Origin of the sequence: Serratia sp. CY43202 (assembly GCF_052168755.1) — a bacterium.
GTDB classification, from domain to species: domain Bacteria; phylum Pseudomonadota; class Gammaproteobacteria; order Enterobacterales; family Enterobacteriaceae; genus Serratia; species Serratia bockelmannii.
On sequence record NZ_JBJNMB010000003.1, the window covers coordinates 473,589 to 495,045 of the forward strand.

General features: G+C 59.9%; 23 protein-coding genes. 9 read left to right on the plus strand and 14 right to left on the minus strand.

The features are described from left to right. Nucleotides 1-2: 2 nt before the first annotated feature. Nucleotides 3-3,821, minus strand: a complete 3,819-nt coding sequence (tamB, locus tag ACJ8J5_RS08715; RefSeq protein ID WP_414104951.1) for an autotransporter assembly complex protein TamB — start codon at nt 3,819-3,821, stop codon at nt 3-5. Beyond that, the gene (gene tamA, locus ACJ8J5_RS08720; RefSeq protein WP_169540592.1) at nt 3,818-5,536 is read right to left on the minus strand and encodes an autotransporter assembly complex protein TamA; all 1,719 of its coding nucleotides are present in this window, start codon (nt 5,534-5,536) and stop codon (nt 3,818-3,820) included. The genes tamB and tamA overlap by 4 nt, the downstream gene beginning before the upstream one ends. A 304-nt stretch (nt 5,537-5,840) precedes the next feature. Here tamA and msrA point away from each other — a divergent pair, with 304 nt between their 5' ends. Together msrA and ACJ8J5_RS08730 are read left to right on the plus strand one after the other, a co-directional pair. Next, a complete protein-coding gene (msrA, locus tag ACJ8J5_RS08725; protein WP_164063737.1) occupies nt 5,841-6,482 on the plus strand; it encodes a peptide-methionine (S)-S-oxide reductase MsrA in 642 nt (213 codons plus the stop codon). Nucleotides 6,483-6,662: 180 nt separating this feature from the next. Next, a complete protein-coding gene (locus ACJ8J5_RS08730; protein ID WP_049201431.1) occupies nt 6,663-7,994 on the plus strand; it encodes a hemolysin family protein in 1,332 nt (443 codons plus the stop codon). 68 nt (nt 7,995-8,062) lie between these two features. Here ACJ8J5_RS08730 and ACJ8J5_RS08735 read toward each other — a convergent pair whose 3' ends face one another. Further along, nucleotides 8,063-8,269 carry a DUF1107 domain-containing protein gene (locus ACJ8J5_RS08735; protein ID WP_019453363.1) on the minus strand — a complete coding sequence of 69 codons (207 nt, stop codon included), beginning with the start codon at nt 8,267-8,269 and terminating at the stop codon, nt 8,063-8,065. Between the two features lie 330 nt (nt 8,270-8,599). Between ACJ8J5_RS08735 and ACJ8J5_RS08740 the strand changes: the two genes are divergently transcribed. Continuing rightward, the gene (locus tag ACJ8J5_RS08740; protein WP_025305036.1) at nt 8,600-9,157 is read left to right on the plus strand and encodes a YtfJ family protein; all 558 of its coding nucleotides are present in this window, start codon (nt 8,600-8,602) and stop codon (nt 9,155-9,157) included. Between the two features lies 1 nt (nt 9,158). Here ACJ8J5_RS08740 and cysQ read toward each other — a convergent pair whose 3' ends face one another. After that, a complete protein-coding gene (cysQ, locus tag ACJ8J5_RS08745) occupies nt 9,159-9,899 on the minus strand; it encodes a 3'(2'),5'-bisphosphate nucleotidase CysQ (RefSeq protein ID WP_004933611.1) in 741 nt (246 codons plus the stop codon). A gap of 255 nt (nt 9,900-10,154) precedes the next feature. On the opposite strand from cysQ, the gene ACJ8J5_RS08750 reads away from it, so the two are divergent. Then, complete coding sequence (locus ACJ8J5_RS08750) at nt 10,155-12,107, plus strand: bifunctional 2',3'-cyclic-nucleotide 2'-phosphodiesterase/3'-nucleotidase (RefSeq protein ID WP_414104949.1); 1,953 nt, start codon at nt 10,155-10,157, stop codon at nt 12,105-12,107. Between the two features lie 113 nt (nt 12,108-12,220). Then, nucleotides 12,221-12,886 carry an iron-sulfur cluster repair protein YtfE gene (gene ytfE, locus ACJ8J5_RS08755; protein ID WP_060433984.1) on the plus strand — a complete coding sequence of 222 codons (666 nt, stop codon included), beginning with the start codon at nt 12,221-12,223 and terminating at the stop codon, nt 12,884-12,886. A 43-nt stretch (nt 12,887-12,929) separates the two neighbouring features. On the opposite strand, the gene fklB is transcribed toward ytfE, so the two are convergent. After that, complete coding sequence (fklB, locus tag ACJ8J5_RS08760) at nt 12,930-13,550, minus strand: FKBP-type peptidyl-prolyl cis-trans isomerase (RefSeq protein WP_004933618.1); 621 nt, start codon at nt 13,548-13,550, stop codon at nt 12,930-12,932. Nucleotides 13,551-13,817: 267 nt separating this feature from the next. Here fklB and ACJ8J5_RS08765 point away from each other — a divergent pair, with 267 nt between their 5' ends. Beyond that, nucleotides 13,818-14,489, plus strand: a complete 672-nt coding sequence (locus ACJ8J5_RS08765; protein WP_060433981.1) for an OapA family protein — start codon at nt 13,818-13,820, stop codon at nt 14,487-14,489. Nucleotides 14,490-14,492: 3 nt separating this feature from the next. Here the strand turns inward: ACJ8J5_RS08765 and ACJ8J5_RS08770 are convergent, their stop codons facing one another. The 5 genes from ACJ8J5_RS08770 to rpsF all read right to left on the minus strand — a co-directional run bounded on the left by ACJ8J5_RS08770 (nt 14,493) and on the right by rpsF (nt 16,406). Next, nucleotides 14,493-14,846: a DUF488 domain-containing protein gene (locus ACJ8J5_RS08770; protein WP_060433979.1), complete on the minus strand. Its 354-nt coding sequence runs from the start codon at nt 14,844-14,846 to the stop codon at nt 14,493-14,495. 111 nt (nt 14,847-14,957) lie between these two features. Next, nucleotides 14,958-15,410 (minus strand): 50S ribosomal protein L9, encoded by a 453-nt coding sequence (rplI, locus tag ACJ8J5_RS08775; RefSeq protein ID WP_004933629.1) that lies wholly within the window; start codon nt 15,408-15,410, stop codon nt 14,958-14,960. Nucleotides 15,411-15,449: 39 nt separating this feature from the next. Beyond that, nucleotides 15,450-15,677: a 30S ribosomal protein S18 gene (gene rpsR / locus ACJ8J5_RS08780; protein ID WP_000135199.1), complete on the minus strand. Its 228-nt coding sequence runs from the start codon at nt 15,675-15,677 to the stop codon at nt 15,450-15,452. Nucleotides 15,678-15,681: 4 nt separating this feature from the next. Beyond that, nucleotides 15,682-15,999, minus strand: coding sequence for a primosomal replication protein N (priB, locus tag ACJ8J5_RS08785; RefSeq protein ID WP_049233092.1), 318 nt, complete (start codon nt 15,997-15,999; stop codon nt 15,682-15,684). Between the two features lie 8 nt (nt 16,000-16,007). Further along, nucleotides 16,008-16,406 (minus strand): 30S ribosomal protein S6, encoded by a 399-nt coding sequence (gene rpsF, locus ACJ8J5_RS08790; RefSeq protein ID WP_004933634.1) that lies wholly within the window; start codon nt 16,404-16,406, stop codon nt 16,008-16,010. Between the two features lie 454 nt (nt 16,407-16,860). Between rpsF and ACJ8J5_RS08795 the strand changes: the two genes are divergently transcribed. Continuing rightward, a complete protein-coding gene (locus ACJ8J5_RS08795; RefSeq protein WP_043139300.1) occupies nt 16,861-17,127 on the plus strand; it encodes a DUF1471 domain-containing protein in 267 nt (88 codons plus the stop codon). Between the two features lie 99 nt (nt 17,128-17,226). Here ACJ8J5_RS08795 and ACJ8J5_RS08800 read toward each other — a convergent pair whose 3' ends face one another. Next, the gene (locus ACJ8J5_RS08800) at nt 17,227-17,601 is read right to left on the minus strand and encodes a hypothetical protein (protein ID WP_197769220.1); all 375 of its coding nucleotides are present in this window, start codon (nt 17,599-17,601) and stop codon (nt 17,227-17,229) included. 123 nt (nt 17,602-17,724) lie between these two features. After that, nucleotides 17,725-18,477 carry an esterase gene (gene yjfP / locus ACJ8J5_RS08805; RefSeq protein ID WP_025305029.1) on the minus strand — a complete coding sequence of 251 codons (753 nt, stop codon included), beginning with the start codon at nt 18,475-18,477 and terminating at the stop codon, nt 17,725-17,727. 127 nt (nt 18,478-18,604) lie between these two features. Here yjfP and bsmA point away from each other — a divergent pair, with 127 nt between their 5' ends. After that, nucleotides 18,605-18,913, plus strand: a complete 309-nt coding sequence (gene bsmA, locus ACJ8J5_RS08810; RefSeq protein ID WP_025305028.1) for a biofilm peroxide resistance protein BsmA — start codon at nt 18,605-18,607, stop codon at nt 18,911-18,913. A gap of 123 nt (nt 18,914-19,036) precedes the next feature. Next, nucleotides 19,037-19,312 (plus strand): DUF1471 domain-containing protein, encoded by a 276-nt coding sequence (locus tag ACJ8J5_RS08815; protein ID WP_025305027.1) that lies wholly within the window; start codon nt 19,037-19,039, stop codon nt 19,310-19,312. Here ACJ8J5_RS08815 and ACJ8J5_RS08820 read toward each other — a convergent pair. Beyond that, on the minus strand, nt 19,309-19,707 hold the full coding sequence (locus ACJ8J5_RS08820; protein ID WP_015376394.1) for a DUF350 domain-containing protein: 399 nt from the start codon (nt 19,705-19,707) through the stop codon (nt 19,309-19,311). The two genes, ACJ8J5_RS08815 and ACJ8J5_RS08820, sit on opposite strands and share 4 nt — an antisense overlap. A 66-nt stretch (nt 19,708-19,773) precedes the next feature. After that, on the minus strand, nt 19,774-21,402 hold the full coding sequence (locus tag ACJ8J5_RS08825; protein WP_060433975.1) for an isovaleryl-CoA dehydrogenase: 1,629 nt from the start codon (nt 21,400-21,402) through the stop codon (nt 19,774-19,776). Nucleotides 21,403-21,457: the final 55 nt, after the last annotated feature.

Sequence of the window (21,457 nt, forward strand, 5' to 3'; positions counted from 1 at the left end):
CGCTAAAACTCAAACTGATAGAGCAAATCTAATGCCTGGTCGAGACCAGACACCGCTTCAAGATACAACTTAGGCATCAGGCGATAACGCAACGTCAGCGTGGCCAGCGAGTCGAAAATGCCCACCCCATATTTTACTTGTAAGCCTGGGAGGACATAGCCGCTCACGACAACCTGGGAATTGTCGCCAACCCCTTGAGTGTCCAGAGCCAAATTACTCACGCCGAATGCCTCGCCGATTTTACCCACAAGTTGACCACTTTGTGCAACCCCCATGCCGATTAACATCGACGTCATGGCGTTGCCGTCGGCGCCGGAGCTGCTCAAGCCCTGGCCGCGCAGCAGATAAGACAAGGCTTCCTGTTGCGATTTGGCCGGATCGGAGAACACTTCCAGCTTCGGTGCATCCGCCAGGCCGGTCACGCGCACGCCGGCAGTCACGTCGTCCTCGGTGGATTCCGGGTTGCGGATCGCTTCAATATTGAGCAGCGGCTGATCCGGCGGGCCGGAGAACATCAGCAGCCCTTTACGCACGATCAAATCCTGACCATAAGCATGGAAGCGACCGGAAGGGATGTCAATCTGGCCGTTGAGGCCCAGCCCTTTCTTGTCCTGTACCACTTTCAAATCGCCCTTCAAGCGGGCTTTCAGGCCGAAGGCGTCCAGCCGCACGTCATTGCCGACGTGGATCATCAGGTTGCTGTTGATCGGGATCGAAGCGGTCTTCGGCTGAATCGGCTTCAGCTGATCGTCCAGCATCACCTCGTCGGAAGAGACGCCCACCGCGCTTTCCGGCAGCTCCTGCACCGTAATGCGCGCCCAAGGGATATCGACCTTGCCGTTGAGCGAGAACAGCTGCGGCGTGGCTTCGAACACCAGATCCGGCGACACGTCGATGCGGATCATCGGCGGCACCGTCACCCGCAGCTTGTCGCCCTTGGCGGCAATGCGCGCACGCCAGGCGTTGATGTCACGCCAGTCTGCATCGCCCGCCAGATTCAGCTGGCCGCGGGTGGTGCTGAGCAGCCCCTCCAGCGTCGAGGTCATGCCGTTGAAATTCACCGCCAGCCGCGCGTCGGTCATATCGAACGGCATCCAGTGCCCCTGCACCTTCGCCCGATCCAACGCCAGACGCCCGAACACCAGCGGCTTCTGCGCGCTGCCGCCCAGACGCAGGTTGGCATTCAGCATGCCCGCTGCACTTTCGCCCTTCATCAGCGCCGGGTTGATCAGCGCCAGCGAGATGTTGGTGATATTGACGTTGCCGCTGATGGTGCGCCGCACCTGCGGATCCACCACCTGGATATTGCCGTCAAACTGGCCGTTGTTGGTCAGTTTGATCCGCCAGTCGGCCTGCGCGCGGCCGTTGTTCAGGCCGGCGTTGAGGGTCAGCGTATCGAAAGCGATAGGCAGCGCGTTGCCCTGCACCTGCTGTACCACCTTGACGCCGTTGCCGGCCAGCGTGACTTTCGCCTCCGGCAGCGCGCCGCCTGGTTTCCAGCTGACGTCGGCCCGGCCGGTGAACACGCCGCTCAGGGCGGTTTCCGGGCCGAGAAACGGCTTGATCATCGCCAGGTCGAACCGATTGAGCACCACGCTAGCCTGGCCGCTCTGGCCGGCTTCAATGGTCTTCGGCACGCACAGCTCGGCGTTCGGGTTCTGCCAACAGTGCGGCCCGATGCTGATTTTCTGCGCGGTGTTCAGGTAATCCAGCGCGATGGCGCGCGTCAGGCGCCACTCCCCTACCGGCGTATCGAAGCGGGTATTGTTCAAATTGCCGCGCCAGCGCTGCTGCTGACGATCGAAGCTGCCCTGCAGCGCCAGCTGGCCGGAGACCGGTTTGCCGTCGATCTTCAACTGCAGCTGATGCTGCTTCTCGCTGCCTTTGGCGTCGAGGGTCAGCAGGCTGACTTCCAGCGCGTCCTGCTTCAGCTGCTCGACGCGTACCGCCAACTGCCCCTGGATCTGATCCGTGGAGCGCACGTCGCCGTCTATTTTCACGCGGTTGATACGCAGCGCCTGCCACTGCAAGCCGGAGGCGGTCAAATCCGCCAGCAGCTGCGGCGCCTGCAGATTGCCGCGCAGTTTCAACAGCCCTTTGGCGGTGCCGCCCAGGCCCGGCAGCGCGCCGTCCAGACGCGGCGCGTCGATGTTGGCGTCCAGGTTCCAGCTTTTCTCATCCAGCTGCCCTTTGACGTTCAGCTGGTTGCGCCCCAGCGTCAGATCGATGCCGGGGATTTTCCACTGCCCGGCGGCGTTGCCGCTCAGCGTACCGCGCGCCGTGACCTTGTTCTGCTTCACGTTGCCGTCCAGCTGCAGCACCGGCACCTGCAGCTGCCAGCTGCCGCCGTGCAGGCTGCCGCGCGTGGTGATCTTGCCATCCAGCTTCGCCGGCCATTCCGGCCACTGCTTGGCGGTATTGATGCCGCTCAGCGTCAATTGCGAGTTCCAGCTGATGGCCTTGCTCCAGTCCACCAGCGCAGTGAGATCGGTATTGCCCTGCAGCGCCGCCAGCCGCAGGCGCTCCAGCTTGAACTGCTCAACGTTGCCTTTGCCGTCCAGCGTCAGCACCGCCGGCGGCAGATCCTGGCCTTTCAGATTGGCGCGTGTCGACAGCGCATAGTCGGTCGCCTTGCCGTTAAAGCGCAGGCGAAAATCGTTGACCTGGTACTGCGCCTCGCCGCTCAGCGGCCATTTCAGCTGTTTGCTCTGCAACGTCAGCGCCAGCGGCAGGCCGGCTTCGGCCAGCCGGGTTTGCACATCGAGCTGGGCGCCGACCGGGCCGGACAGGTTCAGCGCGACCTTCAGCTCATCACGCAGCCCGCCACCGATGTTCAGCTTCACCTTCTCGCCCTTCAGCGGTTCGATGTTCAGCGCGCTGTTGGCGGTCAGGGCCACCGGCCAGTCGCCGGTCAGGGTCGCCAGCCCCTGCACCGACAGCGTGCCCTGCGGCGACTTCACGTCGAAGTTGTCCAGTTGGATATGCTGATCCTGCGTGCTGGCCTGCAGCAACAGACTCGTGATCAGCACGTCGGTATCGCCGGTCAAGCGCAGCTGTTCGCCGCTGATCTCTTTGACGGTGATATCCAGCGGCAGGCGGATGTCCGGCAGATCCGGCAACAGCGGTTTGGCGAACAGTTCCTTCAGCGTTTCGCCGAGCGGCTTCTCTTCCGGCTGCGGCGCCGGTTTCGCCGCGTCGGTAACCTGTTCACCGACCTTTTTCGCTACCTCAACCGCCGGTTGCACCGCTTCCGGCAACGGATTTTGCGGCGTTTTCGGCAAGGCGATCAGCAACGAGCCGATCTTGGTTGGCATCAGCGTCAGCGCGCGCTCTTGCCACTGTGCGCCGGTGCGGAACTCGGCCAGAGAAATGGCGGTGTCGTCGACGGTGACCTTGATGTTGTTCAGCGCCAACAGGCGCAGGGTGATCGGATAAGGGGTGCTGAGATTGGTGGTCGGCTCACTGCTCTCCTCCACCGGCGTGGAGGGCGCCATCTCTTTGGTGTTCACCGCCACGTCCACGTCCTGAGCGGTCAAGGCGTTGACGCACAGCGAGCTGCGTTTAAAGCAGGAGAGATCGAGGGACAGATGGAATTGCCCAGCGTTGACCGTCACGCCCGGCATCTGATACTTCACGCCCTTCAGCGTCAGATCGCGCCAGCCGCCGCTGACGCCGGCGATCTCCAGCCCCGGCACCCAGCGCGCCGCGCCGTTGATGACCATATGCAAACCGGTGGTAGTGCCCACCAGAAAGGCCAGCCCGCCGATCAGCAACAGCAGGACGACCAGAAATCCGAGACAAATCTTTTTAACCAGGCTCATAGTTCAGGCCCCAAACCGATGTAGAACTGCATCCCGTGAGTGTCCTTGTCTCCCACGGGCGCGGCGATATCCAACTTCACCGGCCCCACCGGCGACTGCCAGCGCACGCCGACACCGGCGCCGGTCTTGAAGTTGCTTTTCTTGATATCGTTCACCGCTTCACCGGAATCGACGAACATCGCCCCCCACCATTTGCCGGTCACGTTGTATTGATACTCCAGCGAGCCGGTCAGCATCTTGGAGGCGCCGGTCAGCTTGCCATCGTCGCCGCGCGGCGAAATGTCTTTGTACTTGTAGCCGCGAATGCTGCGGTCACCGCCGGCGAAGAAGCGCAAATCCGGCGGCACCTTGTCGAAGTCGTTGGTTTCTATCCATCCCACCTGCCCGCGCGCCACGAAACGATGCTTGTCGGCGAGCGTGCGGATCCAGACGTTTTGCGCCTGCATCAGCGCGAAGTCCACGCCGGAGCCCCAGGTGGTGTCGGACACGTCGATGGAGTAGCGTTGGCTGTCGCCCCAGGTCGGCATCAGGCCACCGCGTGAGCGGGTGCGGTTGAAGCTGACGCCGGGGTACAACAGCATGGTAGTGTTGCTGACGTTGCCCTGGGTAAAGTTATCCCAGCGCCAGGTCAGGTTGATCGCCCGCTGCCAGCCGCTGGAGAGATCCCAGTTGCGCGAGGCCACCACTTTGGAGGTCACGGATTTGGTGTCGTTAAGATCGACGTTCTTGAGCCCGCCCTGCAGCAGGTAATACTGCTCCAGCGGATTCTTCAGCAGCGGGATCTTATAGGTCAGATCCAGCTGCTGCTCCGGCGCCGACACGCTGGCGCTGGTTTCCAGGCTGTGGCCGCGATCGTTGAGCCAGGGCTTTTTCCAGGTGCCTTTCACCCGCGGGCCGACGTCGGTGGAGTAACCGATACCGGTTTCGATGGTATTGCGCGTACGCGGCGTTACCAGCGCGTCCAACGGCAAAATCTTGTTCTCTTTGGCATCGTTGAAATCAGGGGACACCACCACCGAGTTGAACCAGTTGGTAGCGGACAAACGGCGGTTCAGCTCGGCCAAATCCTCCGAACTGTAGTAATCCCCCTGATGAAAGGGCACCAGATTTTGCAGATAGTCTTCGCGGATTTGCGAACCGGTGAATTTCACCTTGCCGAAGCGGTAACGTTCGCCGCTGTTGAAATCGATGTCCCAAAACGCCTTGTGCAGATCTTCGGCCACGCCGAGCTGGCTTTTGGTCATGTCGGCGTCGAAATAGCCTTTGCGCAGCGCCAGGCCGGTGAGCGAGCCTTTGAAACTGTCATACTTGCCGTGGTTGAGGATCTCGCCGATGGTCGGCCGCCCCTTCTTTACCAGCGTCAGGTAGTCTTCATCGGTCTTCGCGCCGCCCTCCAGCACGATATTGGCGCCGGCGATACGCACCGGCTCGCCCGGATTGACCTTGGCATGCAGCACCGGGCGCGACATTCCCGGTCGGTCGTCCAGCGTAAACTCGATGGTCGGCTGGTAATAGCCGAGCGCGCGCAGCCCCTGGCGCACCGCCTCATCCACCCGCGCGCGGAAGCGGCCGTCGGTGCCGACCTCTTCAGGCGTGATCGACGACAGGCGCACCCGGACGTTTTTTTCCAACTCTCCGCTTAACCCCTCCACCTGCAGCCGCACGTTCGCCGCATAGGCCGCAGGTGCCGCAAGCAACACAGATATCAAGCACATGACCGGGTACTTTGGCACGTGTTCTCCTTATTGATTTTACTTTCCTGTTATGGTGTTTGCTCCGGGGCCAGGGCAGACTCCGCGCTATCATGACGGCAGCCCTCTTCAACCTTATTCCGGACGCCGCCCGCCGCGCTTTGCCACCGCCGCGCAACAGGCGAATTCTTCACTTTTGGCGCTCAAAATACTGCGTTAAGCTTATACAAAATCCAACTTGCCACTTATTGTGGGCAAAGACGCGGTGAGATACAACCGAACCGCCGCCATGTAGGGTCAATTCTTACTGTGACAACAGGAGTCAACCGTGGTGCCATTTTTTGATAAATCACAAACCGTCGATAAGGCAAGCGCGCTGCCTGGCCGCACCACGCCAATGCCTGTCGCAACGCTCAACGTGGTCACCGAACACTCGATGACCCAGGTGCCGGCAGGCATGGAGGTGGCGATCTTCGCCATGGGCTGTTTCTGGGGCGTTGAGCGTCTGTTCTGGCAGCAGCCGGGCGTCTACAGCACCGCCGCCGGCTACAGCGGCGGCTATACGCCGAACCCGACCTACCGCGAAGTGTGCAGCGGCCAGACCGGCCACGCCGAAGTGGTGCGCGTGGTGTTCGATCCGCAGGTCGTCAGCTACAAACAGCTGCTGCAGGTGTTCTGGGAAAATCACGATCCGGCGCAGGGCATGCGCCAGGGCGGCGACGTCGGCACGCAGTACCGCTCGGCGATTTATGCGCTGAGCCCAGAGCAGCAGGCCGAGGCGGAGAGCAGCCTGCAGCGCTTCCAGCAGGCGATGGACGCGGCGGGCGACAAGCGCGTCATCACCACCGAAATCGCGCCGGCGCTGCCGTTCTATTATGCGGAAGACGATCATCAGCAGTACCTGTTCAAAAACCCGGAAGGCTACTGCGGGCTGGGCGGCATCGGCGTTTGCCTGCCACCGCAGGGCTGATCCGATGCCGGCCGGCGGCACTTTTTTAACCGCTGGCGGCCCCTGTGGGGCAACTGCTATACTATGCGGGCCGCTTCTGCGGCCCGATAGCTTCCCTTCTGGTTGTTATCGCTGCTTTTTTTACTATGTACTACCCTTCCTCAAGAGCGCCGGCATCCCGTCGGCACGTATGGATAGATTATGTTAAACAGTATTTTACTGATTCTTTTTCTGATCGCGGTGAGTGCGTTTTTCTCACTGTCGGAAATCTCTCTGGCCGCCTCGCGCAAGATCAAACTGAAGCTGATGGCCGACGAAGGTAACGTCAACGCCGCCAGAGTGCTTAAACTGCAAGAAACCCCAGGCATCTTCTTCACCGTGGTGCAGATCGGCCTGAACGCCGTGGCCATCCTCGGCGGTATCGTCGGCGACGCGGCTTTCTCCCCCACCTTCAAGGTGTTGTTCGATCGCTTCCTGTCGCCCGAACTGGCGGAACAGGTCAGCTTTATCTGCTCCTTCGTGCTGGTGACCAGCCTGTTTATCCTGTTCGCCGATTTGACCCCGAAGCGCATCGGTATGATTGCACCAGAGACGGTCGCCGTCCGGATCATCAACCCGATGCGTTTCTCCATCATGATCTTCCGCCCGCTGGTGTGGTTCTTCAACGGCATGGCCAACCTGATTTTCCGCATGTTCAAGCTGCCGATGGTGCGTAAGGACGACATCACCTCCGATGACATCTACGCGGTGGTGGAAGCCGGCGCCCTGGCGGGCGTGCTGCGCAAGCAGGAGCACGAACTGATTGAAAACGTGTTCGAACTGGAATCGCGCACCGTGCCGTCTTCGATGACCTCACGCGAAAGCGTGGTGTACTTCGATCTGCGCGAAAGCGAAGAGAGCATCAAGGAGAAGGTCTCGACCCATCCGCACTCCAAGTTCCTGGTGTGCGACGGCCATATCGATCAGGTGGTCGGCTACGTCGATTCCAAAGACCTGCTGAACCGCGTGCTGGGCAACCAGAGCCTGGTGCTGAGCAGCGGCGTGCAGATCCGTTCGGCGCTGATCGTGCCGGATACGCTGACGCTGTCCGAAGCGCTGGAAAGCTTCAAGACCGCCGGCGAAGACTTCGCGGTGATCCTCAATGAATATGCGTTGGTGGTGGGCATCATCACCCTTAACGACGTGATGACCACGCTGATGGGCGATCTGGTTGGCCAAGGCCAGGAAGAGCAGATCGTGGCGCGCGACGAAAGCTCATGGCTGATTGAGGGCGGCACGCCGATCGACGACGTGATGCGCGTGCTGGACATCGACGAATTCCCGCAGGCGGGCAACTACGAGACCATCGGCGGCTTTATGATGTATATGCTGCGCAAGATCCCGAAACGCACCGACTTCGTCAAATACGCCGGCTACAAGTTCGAAGTGGTGGATATCGACAGCTACAAGATAGACCAGCTGCTGGTCACCCGGCTGAGCGACAAACCGGCGGCGGTGCTGCCGAAAGCCCCGGAAGACACCCCGGCGGCTTGACGCCAGCCGGCAAAAACATCAGCGGCCCCATCGGGGCCGCATTTTTTTTATCGCTGTCAGCGCAGTGTTCAGCCAAACTCGGCCTGCAACAGCAGCACCTGGCGGTTTACTTCAGACATCACGCTGAAATGGCGCTTGTCGCGAATCTTCGGCGGCAGGATTTTCCCCTCGTCGAATTCAAATGCGCCCACGTCCTTGATATACAGCCTTCCGCGAAACAGGGTCTTAACGTACTTTGCCACTTTCAAAGGGTTATAACGCTGGAAGATTCTCATTCTTTTACGCTCCTCCCGTTGATCCATGCGCTCAGCGAGCCGCCAAAGGTGGCAGCCTCGAAATTCAGAACGCAACTTGATTGCATGTAGTAGACCCAGTAAAGACCAGAACGTTCACTTCTGCCCGGATATCTACGCTGGATTTACACTTTTTGACAGAATTGTATATGATAATTTATAACGTTTTCAGGATATCCCTTCAAAATCTGATGATTAGCGAACCAAGGGAAAATCTGCGATCCGGTTAACAGGACAGACCTCTTATCACATCCTATGCTTTAGGCTGTCGAAGTGCTGTCGCACAAATTCCCCCCATTACAAGGAGAAAGCATGAAAACAAGTCGCATGCTGATGGTATCCCTGCTGCTCGCCCCACTTTTCGCTTCCGCGCACAACTTCCAGCTCCAGCAGCGCGTAGCGCCGGTTGGCGTCAGCGACAAAGGAGAGCTCAACTACGCTGACGGTAATTTTAGCTACCAAAACTGGAACAGCGCGCAGCTCAGTGGAAAAGTGCGAGTGATACAACATATTGCCGGCCGCAGCTCCGCCAAAGACATGAACGACCCACTGATTGAAGCGATCAAGAAAGCGAAGCTACCACACGATCGTTACCAAACGACGACAATCGTCAACACCGACGATGCCCTGATGGGCACCGCGATGTTCGTGCGCAGCAGCATTGAAGACAGCAAGAAGGAGTTCCCGTGGTCGCAGTTTATCGTCGACAGCGACGGTAACGTGCGCAAGGCCTGGGATTTGCAGCCGAAAGGCTCAGCCATCGTGGTGCTGGATAAGCAAGGGCGCATTCAGTTTGCTAAAGACGGCGCGCTGACGCCGGAAGAGGTGCAGCAGGTGATATCCAAACTGCACCAGCTGTTGGCGAACTAACTCAGAACAGCGACACCCGGAAGCCGGGGTTGAGGAAAGATTCACGCGGGGTATAGAGCAACGGCTTGCCCTGCCAATCGTGAATTTGCGCCCCGGCAGCCACCGCCACCGCATGCCCTGCGGCGGTATCCCAAATGTTGGTCGGCCCAAAGCGCGGATAAAGCTGCGCCTTGCCTTCCGCCACCAGGCAAAACTTCAGCGAGGAACCGACGGACACGGTCTGGTGCTCGCCCAGTTGCTGAAGGTAATCTTTCAGCTCGTCGTCGATATGCGAGCGGCTCACCACCACCAGCGGCGGATGCGCGTTGCTGACGCCGATCGCCTGCCGCACGCCCTTCTCTTCTTTCCAGGCCTTGCCGCGCTCCGCCAGATACAACACGTCGATCGCCGGGGCATACACCACGCCCATCACCGCCTGCCCGTCTTCAATCAGGGCGATATTGACCGTGAACTCGCCGTTGCGGTGCAAAAACTCTTTGGTGCCGTCCAACGGATCGACCAACCAGTAGCGCGTCCAGCTGCGGCGCTCTTCCCACGCCGGCGGATCCTCTTCCGACAGCAGCGGCACCTCCGGCGTCAGGGCCGCCAGGCCGCGCTTGATGATGTGATGCGCCGCCAGATCGGCCGCCGTCACCGGTGAGTCATCTTTTTTCTGTGCGACATCAAGCGGTTGTTCACCGTCGTACACCGCCATGATCGCCGCCCCCGCCTCGCGGGACAGTTGGCAAATTCGCTCTAACATCATGCACCTCAACTCTGCATCTCCGTGGGAAATTTCCCTCTGTCTCTGCTAGCAGACTAGTTTTTTTTACGCCGAATATCCATCTCAACCGGCTAAGCCACGGGAAATCCTCAGATCTTGTTGGGCACAACTGTGAACTTCCCCGCGTTACCTGCTCCCGTTTTCTGCCACACTTCACAGTTTACTGTGGCAAGCAGTGTTAATTACATTTCCCTCTGCGATAACACTCGAATAATGGAATGGAGAGAACCCCAAATGATGAAGCATCCACTGACGCTGTCCGCGCTTGCGCTGCTGGTGTGCGCCTCGGCGCAGGCGGCGACCGTCGATCTGCGCGTGCTGGAAACCACCGATCTGCACAGCAACATGATGGACTTCGATTACTACAAGGACACGCCGACCGACAAATTCGGCCTGGTGCGCACCGCCAGCCTGATCCAACAGGCGCGCCAGCAGGCCGCCAACGCGGTGTTGGTGGACAACGGCGACATCATTCAGGGCAGCCCGCTCGGCGACTACATGGCAGCCAAGGGGCTGAAACCGGGTGACGTGCACCCGGTCTATAAGGCGATGAACACGCTGGACTACGTCGTCGGCAACATCGGCAACCATGAGTTCAACTACGGGCTGGACTATCTGAAGAACGCCATCGCCGGCGCCAAATTCCCGTACATCAACGCCAACGTCATCGACGCCAAAACGCAAAAACCGCTGTTCACGCCGTACATCATCGTCGATACGCCGGTGAAAGACCGCGACGGCAAGGCGCATACGCTGCGCATCGGCTACATCGGCTTCGTGCCGCCGCAGATCCTGGTGTGGGACAAAGCCAACCTGCAGGGCAAAGTGACAGTGGACGACATCACCGCCACCGCCAAGCGCTACGTGCCGCAAATGCGTAAACAGGGCGCCGATCTGGTGGTGGCGATCCCGCATTCCGGGCTGTCCAGCGAGCCTTACAAGGCAATGGCGGAGAACTCAGTCTACTACCTCAGCCAGGTGCCGGGCATCGACGCCATCATGTTCGGTCACGCCCATGCGGTGTTCCCGAGCAAAGACTTCGCCAACATCAAAGGCGCGGATATCGACAAAGGCCTGCTGAACGGCGTACCGGCGGTGATGCCGGGCCAATGGGGCGATCATCTCGGCGTGGTCGATCTGCAGCTCAACAACGATAACGGCAGTTGGAAAGTGACCGCCGCCAAAGCGGAAGCACGGCCGATCTACGATAAAGAGAACAAGACATCGCTGGCGGCGGAAGATGCCGCGCTGGTGAAGGTGTTGGCGGACGATCACAAAGGCACGCGCGAGTTCGTCAGCCAGCCGATCGGTAAATCCGACGGCAACATGTACAGCTACCTGGCGCTGGTGCAGGACGATCCGACGGTGCAGATCGTCAACAATGCGCAGAAGGCCTACGTCGAACATTACATCCAGGGCGATCCGGACCTGGCCGATCTGCCGGTGCTGTCGGCGGCGGCGCCGTTCAAGGTCGGCGGCCGCAAGAACGATCCCGCCAGCTTCGTCGAAGTGGAAAAAGGCCAGCTCACCTTCCGCAACGCCGCCGATCTCTATCTCTACCCCAATACGCTGGTGGTGGTGAAGGCCAGCGGCAAAGAGGTGAAAGAGTGGCTGGAGTGCTCCGCCGGCCAGTTCAACCAGATCGACGTCAACAGCGCCAAGCCGCAGGGCTTGATCAACTGGGACGGCTTCCGCACCTATAACTTCGACGTGATCGACGGCGTCAACTACCAGATCGACGTCAGCCAGCCGGCGCGTTACGACGGCGAATGCCAGCTGATCAACGAGAAGGCGGAGCGTATCAAACAGCTGACCTTTAACGGCAAGCCTATCGATCCGAACGCCACCTTCCTGGTTGCCACCAACAACTATCGCGCCTACGGCGGCAAGTTTGCCGGCACCGGCGACAAACATATCGCCTTCGCTTCGCCGGATGAAAACCGCTCGGTGCTGGCGACCTACATCAGCGCCGAAACCCAGCGGCATGGCGCGGTGCGTCCGCAGGCGGACAACAATTGGCGTTTGGCTAACTTCAGCAGCAAGCAGCCGCTGGATATTCGCTTCGAGACCTCGCCTTCGGACAACGCGACGGCGTTTATCAAAGAGCACGCCCAATACCCGATGACCGCCGAAGGCAATGACCGTACCGGTTTCGCGGTCTATCGCATCGATTTAAGCGCGAAATAATCACCAGGCCGGGGCACTCCCCCGGCCATCACCTCTATTTTCCCGCTGGCGCGCCCTTTAAATTGCATTTAAAATACATGTTATAAAATTCCTTCGTTTAAAGAGGCACTACCATGGATTACCGCAATCAATCCCTTGGCGCGCTCGCTATCGCCATTCCCCGGGCATCCCGCCTGTTTCGCCAGCATCAGCTGGATTTCTGCTGCGGCGGCCGGCAATCGCTGGCACGCGCCGCCGAGCGCAAAGGGCTGGATATCGACAGACTGGAAAACGAACTGGCCGCCCTGGCCGCCACACCGGAGCAGAGTCGGGACTGGCGCACGGCGCCGCTCGGTGAAGTAATTGATTACATTCTGCCGCGCTTTCATCAGCGGCACCGCGAGCAGCTGGCCGAACTGGTGCTGATGGCGGAAAAAGTCGAACGCGTGCATGGCGACAAACCCACCTGCCCGCGCGGACTGGCGAAGCAGCTGAACCTGATCCGCCTGGATCTGGAGAATCACATGATGAAAGAGGAACAGATCCTGTTCCCGCTGATCAAACAAGGCATGGGGCCGCAGGCCGCCGGACCGATCTCAGTGATGGAACATGAGCATGACGAGGCGGGTGAGCAATTGGAGGTGGTGAAGTTCCTCACCGATAACGTGACGCCGCCGGAGGGCGCCTGCACCACCTGGCGGGCGCTGTACAACGGCATCGACGAGTTCATCGGCGATCTGATGGAGCACATCAGCCTGGAAAACAACCTGCTGTTCCCGCGTGCGCTGAGCGGCGCATAAAACAAGGGCGCCATAAAGGCGCCCAGAGCAATCTTCGGTAGGATTACAGGATTTCCAGCAGCTCGACGTCGAACACCAGCGCGCTGAACGGCGGGATGGACGCGCCTGCGCCACGTTCGCCGTAGGCCAGGTTGTGCGGGATATACAGCTGCCATTTGGAACCGACCGGCATCAGGGTCAGCGCTTCAATCCAGCCTGGGATCACGCCGCTGACCGGGAATTCTGCCGGCTGGCCACGCTCGACCGAGCTGTCGAACACGTCGCCGTTGATCAGACGACCGGTGTAGTGCACACGCACGCGATCCTGACGGGACGGGATTGGGCCGTTGCCCTGCTCCAGTACGGAGAACTGCAGGCCAGACTCGGTCAGCGTCACGTCGTCGCGCTTGGCGTTGTCGTCCAGGAATTTCTGGCCTTCAACGGCCATCGCCTGCTGGCGCTCGCGGCGCACCGCATCCGCACGCTCGTGGATTTCACGCAGCGCACGGTGCACCACGTCTACCGGAACCGCCGGGGCATTCCCTTCCAGCGCGTCGCGCAGACCCGCCAGCAAAGCTTCCGGTTGCAAACCTTCCAGCCCGGACTCTTGCAGCTGCTGGCCGACCTGTAAACCAATCCCGTAACTTGCTTGCGCTTCAACGCTGTCAAAAGAAGGGGTTGTCATGGGGTTTTCCTTAAGTCTGTAAAAAGTCGAAAGCGCAGCATAACAGCGCGTCAATGCCGGGTAAAATCTTGTGTGGAGAATGATGACTTTTGTCGTAGAAAAAGAAACAATAACCTTCTGTTAACGCCCGCAGCCGCAAACGCCGGCCCTGCCGCTCAGCCGCCTTTCACTTCAATCAGTTAGCGGACTATACTGAAAGCAGGATATCGGGCAGGCAACGCGCTTGCCGCGCCGCGCTCATTATTACGCCGTCGAAGAGAGGTCACCATGGGCAGAATCGCGCCCAGGAGAAGGAAAACCACCCGCATCTACCAGCCGCTGCTGCGCACCTGGCTGAACGTCAGCCAGCGCCTGAAACCGGGCGCCGCACCCACGTCTGAAGGCGCGGAACCGCCATCGGAGCCACCGCCGGCCAACGACAAAATGCAGCAGGTCAAAGCGCTGCTGGCCAAAGTCTGGCATCTGCCGGACGGTTTCCATTGGATGGAGCCGCTGCCCTACTTTCACCGCCGCTGGGTGCTGATCTTCGGCATCATCCTACTGTTGGCGTTGCTGTGGCCCTATTCGCCCGAAAGACAGCCGTTCCCGGTCTCCCACCAAGAAACCAGCGTGCCACTGCAGGCCGATCTGCAAAACGACGGCGGTACCACTTCAGCCAACGAACCGACGCCGGCAGGCAACTGGCAGCGTTACCAAATCCAGCCAGGCCAGACCCTGGCCCAGCTGTTTCGCGATAACAATCTGCCGGTAAATGAAGTGTTTGCCATGGCGCAGGTGGAAGGCGGCGACAAGCCGCTGAGCAACATGAAAGCCGGCCAGGAAGTGCGTATCGAACGCGACGCTAACGGCGTGATTAACGCGCTGTCAGTCACCACCGTGGACAACAGCCAGGCGCTGTTCCGCCGCCAGGCCGACGGCAGCTACCGCCGGGAACGCTAATCCCTACAGCTGCGCCAGCAAAAACTCGCGCAGCACCACGCCCTGGTTGTGCTCGGTGTCCTTGCTGCCATACAGCAGCGTCAGCGTTTTCCCCTGCCGTAAGAGCGCCACCAGCGGCTGCCAGGCGTCGTTGGTAGCCAGCTGTTGGCGGTAACGCTCTTCGAAGACTGTCCACTGGTCGGTATGCTGATGGAACCACTTGCGCAGTTCGTCATCCGGCGCCACCTGTTTCAGCCACTGGACGCCCGCTAGCCGCTCCTTGCTGATGCCGCGCGGCCATAGCCGGTCTATCAGATAACAATGTTCCGGCGCCGGCGCGCTGAAGTCATAAACCCGCTGTAGCGTAATCTTTGCCATCGCTCGCTCTCCTTTTTATCTCGTCTTCAAGCGTAGCGCGTTTTGCCGGGCGCAGAAAAGCAAAACGCCAGCGCGAGGCTGGCGTTTTAACCGGGTTAACAGCAGCGTAAATTACGCTTCTGCAACCACAACTACATTCAGCTGTGCGAACACGTCGCTGTGTACCTGGAAGTGCACTTCGTGCTCACCAGTGGTACGCAGAACGCCGTTCGGCAGACGAACTTCGCTCTTGGCAACTTCAACGCCTGCCGCAGTCACTGCGTCAGCGATGTCGCGGGTGCCGATAGAGCCGAACAGTTTACCTTCGTCGCCAGATTTGGAAGCGATGGTCACTGAACCCAGTTCGTTGATCTTGGTTGCGCGAGCTTCAGCAGCAGCCAGAACGTCAGCCAGTTTGGCTTCCAGTTCAGCACGGCGTGCTTCGAAGAACTCAACGTTTTTCTTGGTAGCAGGAACAGCTTTGCCCTGTGGTACCAGGAAGTTACGAGCGTAGCCCGCTTTAACGTTAACTTGATCACCCAGGCTGCCCAGGTTTGCTACTTTATCAAGCAGAATAACTTGCATTACCTTATCCTCTCAAAGTCGTTAATGGACAGTGGCCGATTACTGATGACGATCAGTGTACGGCAACAAAGACAGGTAGCGCGCGCGCTTGATAGCACGGGCCAGCTGGCGCTGATATTTTGCACGAGTACCGGTGATACGGCTCGGTACAATTTTACCACTTTCGGTGATGTAGTTTTTCAGCGTAGCGATGTCTTTATAGTCAATCTCTTGAACGCCTTCCGCGGTGAAACGGCAGAACTTGCGACGACGGAAATAACGTGCCATTTGGCTAGTCTCCAGAATCTATCAATTCAATCTGCTCGGCATGCAGAACCAATTTGCTCAGCCCGTTGCGCCCTTGATGGCAGCTTACAAAGCCTTGCACGGTAATCTGACTGCCGACCGTTAATCTTTGAGTTAGTGCTTGTGACTGTTGTCCGCTGACAACCACGGGCATTCGGCACCATGCTTGTCTGCTGAATCCGGCTTCCATCTGCTGCGAACGGTGCTCTAGCACAAATTGGCAGTGCGGTATCCCGGAAGGACTCACTTTTCGAACCGGCGCCTTGCACACAGTGCCCGACAAGACCAGACGATTAGCCGTCACGACGGCAATTACTCTTCAGAATCCCCAGCATCTGCATCATCTGCGGTTTCGTTAGCGAAGTCTTCGCGGCGATCGCCACGACGTTCGTCTTTCGCTTTAACCATCGGAGATGCTTCAGTTACCGCGTGCTTAACGCGCATAACCATGCTGCGGATAACGGCGTCGTTGAAGCGGAAGTTAGTTTCCAGCTCATCGATCGCTTCCTGCGGCGCTTCAACGTTCAGCAGAACGTAGTGAGCTTTGTGCAGTTTGTTGATCGGATAAGCCAGCTGACGGCGGCCCCAGTCTTCCAGACGGTGAATCTGACCTTGCGCGTTAGTGATGGTAGCACTGTAACGCTCGATCATGCCCGGAACCTGTTCGCTTTGGTCAGGATGGACCATAAAAACGATTTCGTAATGACGCATCGAATTGCTCCTTACGGATTATTCAGCCTCCTGTCAGGGTCAACCGCGGCCCATGGAAGCAAGGAACGTGTTTAGTGTGCGGCTGAAAAATGACGCGTAATCATACTGACGCAGGGCGGGAAACTCAAGGACTGCGTGGGTTTTATTCGCGTTAATGCGAGGCGCTATGGGAAATAGCACGATTTGCTCGTGGGTGAACCTATGTACGCCGATCCATGGGTTTCAAAAATCTTTCAATGAAATCAGCGCTGAGTCACAAATCTATTTCATTTTTTTTGAAAGAGGTCATCAAAACACCCCACTTTTTAATCCGCAGTAACGGACTAAAATTAACCATATCCGCCGCAGACAGCGCGACGAAAAAGATTTCAGGTTATTCAATACAGATAAATGACTTTTTGCCGCAGCGACACTCGCTGTCAGGCCGTAACGGCAAAGGGTTAAGAGAGGCACTATGAAACGCATTATTCTCGCGACGGCGCTGGCCGCCCTGTTCTCCGCCAACGTGATGGCCGCGACGGAGATTAGCTCGCACCAGGCCGATCAACGCCAGAGCGTTGGCTTCGTCACCCTGAACCAGAACGTGGTTTCGCCGGATGACGCCAGCAGCCAGGTCAGTAAAATCGCCGATCAACGCGGCGCGACCTCTTATCGCATTATCGCCCTGCACGAACCGGGCGACAACAGCACGATGCACGTCAGCGCCGAGCTGTACCGCTAAAAAGACGCGCCACGCCAGGGAAATCCCCAGGGCTTCATCAGAAAGCCCGCTCAATCTTCGCCGGAGCGCCGCTTGTCGGGCGCTCCACTTTCTCACCTGTCACAGCTTGAGCAACGCCGGCGCGCTGAACGCTTTGCCCGGATTGTGCAATTGCAGCGCCATCCGCAGATAGTTTGTCCGCGTTTGCAGCAGCTCGGCGCTTTGCGTCAGCGTCACCCGCTGCTCGAAGGAGAGCGTACCGGCCGCCGCGGTGTGAGTGGCCGCCGCTTTCGGCGCGGAGGCAAACAGCGCCGTCATGTTTTGCACCGTCTGCGCGGTGATGCGCGACAGCGGATCCGCCTTGTTTTGCCGCACCTTGCCGTCGGCTGCCCCCAACATCTCGCTGAAGGCCGCTGAGTTAAGATCGGCGCGCACTTTCATCGTTCCCACCAGCCCGCGCGCTGTCTCGGCCGTATTGCTGATACCCTTTATCATGCTCTCCGCTCCTTGCTGCCCTGAAAGAATTCACGCTGACATTCTCCTCCGCCATGCGTCAAACAATGACCGAAACAGCCCGCAGAGAGCGGCGCAATTCCACGCATCGCGCCCGGATGCGTATTACAGCTCGCGGAGGAAGAAATCGGTGGTAGCGGACAGCGCCAGCGGCGTGATGCGGTGCTTCACGCCCGGCTCGACGAGCGACGTCAAGCGGCCATCTGCGCCTTGCTGCCGCAGTTCAGCCGCCAAACGCAGGCTGTCCGCCGCCGGCACCACGTCGTCCGTCTCGCCGTGCCACAGCAGCAGCGGCCGCCCGGCGATCGTCTCCAAACGCCCTTCCAGCTCATACTCCGCCAACACGGCGGTGCGCGCCGCAAACGCCGCCGGCGAGAGTGCCTCGCCCTCTTCGCCCAACGGCGGATACAGCGTTTGCGCCAGCGCACGGTAATAGCCTGAGCCCATCAGGCTGGCGGCCGCGCGGATCCACGGAAAGCGCGCGAAGGCGCCCAGCGCGGTCATGCCGCCCATTGAGGCGCCGGCGACGCCGATGCGGCCGTCGACGATCAGGCCAAGCCGCTCGAAATGCGCCTTGATCTGCGGCAGTTCGTCGATATTGCTGCGCAGGATCTCCCAGAATGACGCCAGGCGCTGCGCCTCATCGCCATCGAATCGCTCGCCGTGCCGATCGGCATCCGGCAACACCGCCCGAAAACCGGCACGCGCCAGCGCATAGGCGAAGTAGGCGTACACCTCTTTCGACGAGGTATAACCATGGCAGAAGAACACCGTCGGCAGCGGCCGATGATACTGCCCCGCCGGCACCGCATGAATCACCGCGATATCGCCCACTCGCTCGTCATGAATTTCGATCATCCGTTCATCCTCACTCCACCTGTTGGCCTTAATCATGACAAACTTGCGCGAAGCAGCGTTAGCTCAATCTGTTACAGCTTATATTGCGTTACACTGAAGCCATCGCACCGGCTCTTTCGAGGTCACCATGACGCTAGTCCGCACACTCATCGCCCTGACGCTGGCCGCACAGCTTTCCGCCTGCGGCATCATGACCACCACGCCGAAACCGCCGCCGCCCCCCACCGCACAGGCGCAGGAGATCGTCCGCGCGCAGACCGCCGCACTGGCGAAAATGGGCACCATCACCGCCGTGGTGCGCGGCAGTCCGATGGACGTGGAAGCGGAGATCCAACGCAAGGCCACCGCCGCCGGCGCCCGTTATTACGTGATCATCATGAACAGCGAAACCGTCGTGCCGGGCCAATGGTATTCCCAGGCGATCCTGTATCGTTAAGGCGGGGATTTTTTAAGCAGATTTACACTGGCTTTGCACTGGCTGAAGAAGGGTGTTGCACACTGAGGGACAGCATGCCGCATGTTGCGGGTGTCGATTCAGGATCTGACGAAGGGGAACGCCATGAAACGCTCCACCGCACTCACCTCCCTCTTGCTTTCCATGGGATTGCTCAGCACCGGCGCACAGTCCGCCGAGCTGGCGCCCGCCGATCGTGTGACGCCGCTCAGTGAAATCGCCGAGATCACTTTCAACGATCTGCCCGGTTCGCCGCAGGAAGCGGAACTGGCCATTGCCCGCACCGCCGACCAACACGGCGCCAGCTATTACCGCATCCTGCGGATGGAAGAACAGGCGCACCCGCTTGGCTGGCGCGCCTCCGCCATCTTATACCTTTAATAGCTCATGCAAGCCGCATTCAACACGCCGCCGCTGACGGAGACGCCCCCCAGGAAAATCCCGGCGGCCAGGTGATTCGCTTCTATCTTGTCGCTGATGCGCGGCATGTAGATCTTCACGGCGGCGAACAGCAGCAGTTGCACCACCAGCGCCACCACGCCCCACAGCAGGTAATCCAGCAGGCTGATCGAGTTGATCGCCGCGCTGGCCAACGGGATCACATACCCCAGGCAGGCGCCGATGAAAGCAAAGGCGGCGGATTGATTATCGGCCTTGATCAGCGCCCATTCATCGTGCGGGGTGATACGGGTATAGACGAACAGAAACACCAAAATCATGGCGAAGCCGCTGAAGAAGTAAGAGGCAAACGCCGCCAACGCGCTGAGAATATCCATGTGCATTTTCCTGTCAGAGTGAGGCTGAATTAAAAAGGTTTTCGCCGCCGGGCGCCACCCTTTTCCCTAACCGCCGATGGCGCGACTCAGCAGCAGTTCGCACACCTCGGCCGACAGCAGGCTCTCGCCACGGTGATCCAGCGTCAGATGACACCAGGCGTCGGCGATCTGCGGGCTGGCGTGCTGCAGCAGCTGCGCGGCGCAGCACAGGTCGAACAGCTGCTGGGTCAGCAGCCGCCCCATCTCTTCACGCGGTTGCCGGGCACGCTGCTGCCACTGCCGCCAGGCGCGATCGAACAACCGATTCTGGCCGCGCACCGGCTGCAGCTCGAACTGCAACATCTCGAGCGCGCCCGGCAGTTTGTGCAGGCTGCGCAACACGTCCAGACACATGATGTTGCCAGAGCCCTCCCAGATGCTGTTCACCGGCATTTCACGGTACAGGCGCGGCAGTTCACTCTCCTCGCAGTAACCGATGCCGCCCAGCACCTCCATCGCCTCGGCGATGAACGGCATGCCCTGGCGGCAAATGCTGTATTTGGCCGCCGGCGTCAGCAGACGGCTGTAGATCAGTTCGCCTTCATTGCTGCGGCTTTCCCAGGCACGAGCCAGCCGGAACAGCAACGCGGTATGCCCTTCCAGCCGCAGCGCCATGCGCGCCAAGACCTGGCGCATCAGCGGTTGTTCTATCAACAGCTTGCCGAACGCCTGCCGCTGCAGAGCATGATACAGCGCCACCGACAGCCCGCGGCGCATCAGGCCGTGGCTGCCCAGCGAACAGTCGAAACGAGTCAGGCCGCCCATCTTCAGGATATGCCGCACGCCGTCGCCCTCATCGCCCAGCAGCCAGGCCGTGGCGTCCTGAAACTCCACCTCGCTGCTGGCGTTGGAGCGGTTGCCCAGCTTGTCTTTCAACCGCTCAAGGCGAATGGCGTTGCGGCTGCCGTCCGGCAAAATGCGCGGCAGGAAGAAGCAGGACAGCCCGCCTTCGGCCTGCGCCAGCACCAGGTGCGCATCGCTCTGCGGCACCGAGAAGAACCACTTGTGCCCCACCAGCCGGTAGGCTTCGCCCGGCCCGCGCGCGCCGAGCGGCGTGGCGGTGGTGGTATTGCTCAAGACATCGGAGCCGCCCTGTTTCTCCGTCATGCCCATGCCGATCAGCAGGCCGCGCTTTTGCCCGCCCGGCAGCAGGTGAGCGTCATAACGGTCCGACAGCAGCGGCGTCAGCCAGGAGCGAAACTCGGCCGGTAACGCCTGCAGCAACAGCGGCGTGGCGCCGAAGGTCATGGTCACCGGGCACAGCGTGCCGGCCTCGACCTGCGCATGCAGCATAAAGCGCGCGGCGCGCGCCACGAAGGAACCGATGCGCGCATCCTCCTGCCAGGGCAGGTTGTGCACCCGATTGGCGATCAGGCCCTGCATCAGAATATGCCAGGCGGGGTGAAAGCGAACGTCGTCCAGCCGCTGGCCAGTGGCGTCGTAGCGCAACAGTTCCGGCGGGTTGGCGTTAGCCAGCCGCCCCAGCTCCAGCGACTCCTGGGTACCGAGCTGCTGGCCCAGCGAGGCCAATACCTCGGCGTCCCAACCGCCTTGTTCACGCTGCAACGCTTCGCGCAGCGGCGTATCGGAGAGAAACAGGTTGCTGTTGCCCAGCGGCTTGGGTTGGTTAAAAACGGTGTGCGTAGTCCAGACCATGAGAGTGCTCCCTGAAAAAAGCGTCAGGAATAAGTATGGTCGGCGCAGAGATTTC

Bases quoted from the DNA above. Each gene is read 5' to 3' on its own strand.
- ACJ8J5_RS08815 (WP_025305027.1), top strand. From the start codon at position 19,037: ATGAAACGCTCCACCGCACTCACCTCCCTCTTGCTTTCCATGGGATTG.
- ACJ8J5_RS08820 (WP_015376394.1), bottom strand. From the start codon at position 19,707: ATGGATATTCTCAGCGCGTTGGCGGCGTTTGCCTCTTACTTCTTCAGC.
- ACJ8J5_RS08765 (WP_060433981.1), top strand. From the start codon at position 13,818: ATGGGCAGAATCGCGCCCAGGAGAAGGAAAACCACCCGCATCTACCAG.
- ytfE (WP_060433984.1), top strand. From the start codon at position 12,221: ATGGATTACCGCAATCAATCCCTTGGCGCGCTCGCTATCGCCATTCCC.
- rpsF (WP_004933634.1), bottom strand. From the start codon at position 16,406: ATGCGTCATTACGAAATCGTTTTTATGGTCCATCCTGACCAAAGCGAA.
- cysQ (WP_004933611.1), bottom strand. From the start codon at position 9,899: ATGTTAGAGCGAATTTGCCAACTGTCCCGCGAGGCGGGGGCGGCGATC.
- tamA (WP_169540592.1), bottom strand. From the start codon at position 5,536: ATGTGCTTGATATCTGTGTTGCTTGCGGCACCTGCGGCCTATGCGGCG.
- bsmA (WP_025305028.1), top strand. From the start codon at position 18,605: ATGACGCTAGTCCGCACACTCATCGCCCTGACGCTGGCCGCACAGCTT.
- tamB (WP_414104951.1), bottom strand. From the start codon at position 3,821: ATGAGCCTGGTTAAAAAGATTTGTCTCGGATTTCTGGTCGTCCTGCTG.
- yjfP (WP_025305029.1), bottom strand. From the start codon at position 18,477: ATGATCGAAATTCATGACGAGCGAGTGGGCGATATCGCGGTGATTCAT.
- ACJ8J5_RS08735 (WP_019453363.1), bottom strand. From the start codon at position 8,269: ATGAGAATCTTCCAGCGTTATAACCCTTTGAAAGTGGCAAAGTACGTT.
- ACJ8J5_RS08795 (WP_043139300.1), top strand. From the start codon at position 16,861: ATGAAACGCATTATTCTCGCGACGGCGCTGGCCGCCCTGTTCTCCGCC.
- ACJ8J5_RS08730 (WP_049201431.1), top strand. From the start codon at position 6,663: ATGTTAAACAGTATTTTACTGATTCTTTTTCTGATCGCGGTGAGTGCG.
- ACJ8J5_RS08770 (WP_060433979.1), bottom strand. From the start codon at position 14,846: ATGGCAAAGATTACGCTACAGCGGGTTTATGACTTCAGCGCGCCGGCG.
- fklB (WP_004933618.1), bottom strand. From the start codon at position 13,550: ATGACAACCCCTTCTTTTGACAGCGTTGAAGCGCAAGCAAGTTACGGG.
- ACJ8J5_RS08825 (WP_060433975.1), bottom strand. From the start codon at position 21,402: ATGGTCTGGACTACGCACACCGTTTTTAACCAACCCAAGCCGCTGGGC.
- ACJ8J5_RS08800 (WP_197769220.1), bottom strand. From the start codon at position 17,601: ATGATAAAGGGTATCAGCAATACGGCCGAGACAGCGCGCGGGCTGGTG.
- rpsR (WP_000135199.1), bottom strand. From the start codon at position 15,677: ATGGCACGTTATTTCCGTCGTCGCAAGTTCTGCCGTTTCACCGCGGAA.
- ACJ8J5_RS08740 (WP_025305036.1), top strand. From the start codon at position 8,600: ATGAAAACAAGTCGCATGCTGATGGTATCCCTGCTGCTCGCCCCACTT.
- rplI (WP_004933629.1), bottom strand. From the start codon at position 15,410: ATGCAAGTTATTCTGCTTGATAAAGTAGCAAACCTGGGCAGCCTGGGT.
- ACJ8J5_RS08750 (WP_414104949.1), top strand. From the start codon at position 10,155: ATGATGAAGCATCCACTGACGCTGTCCGCGCTTGCGCTGCTGGTGTGC.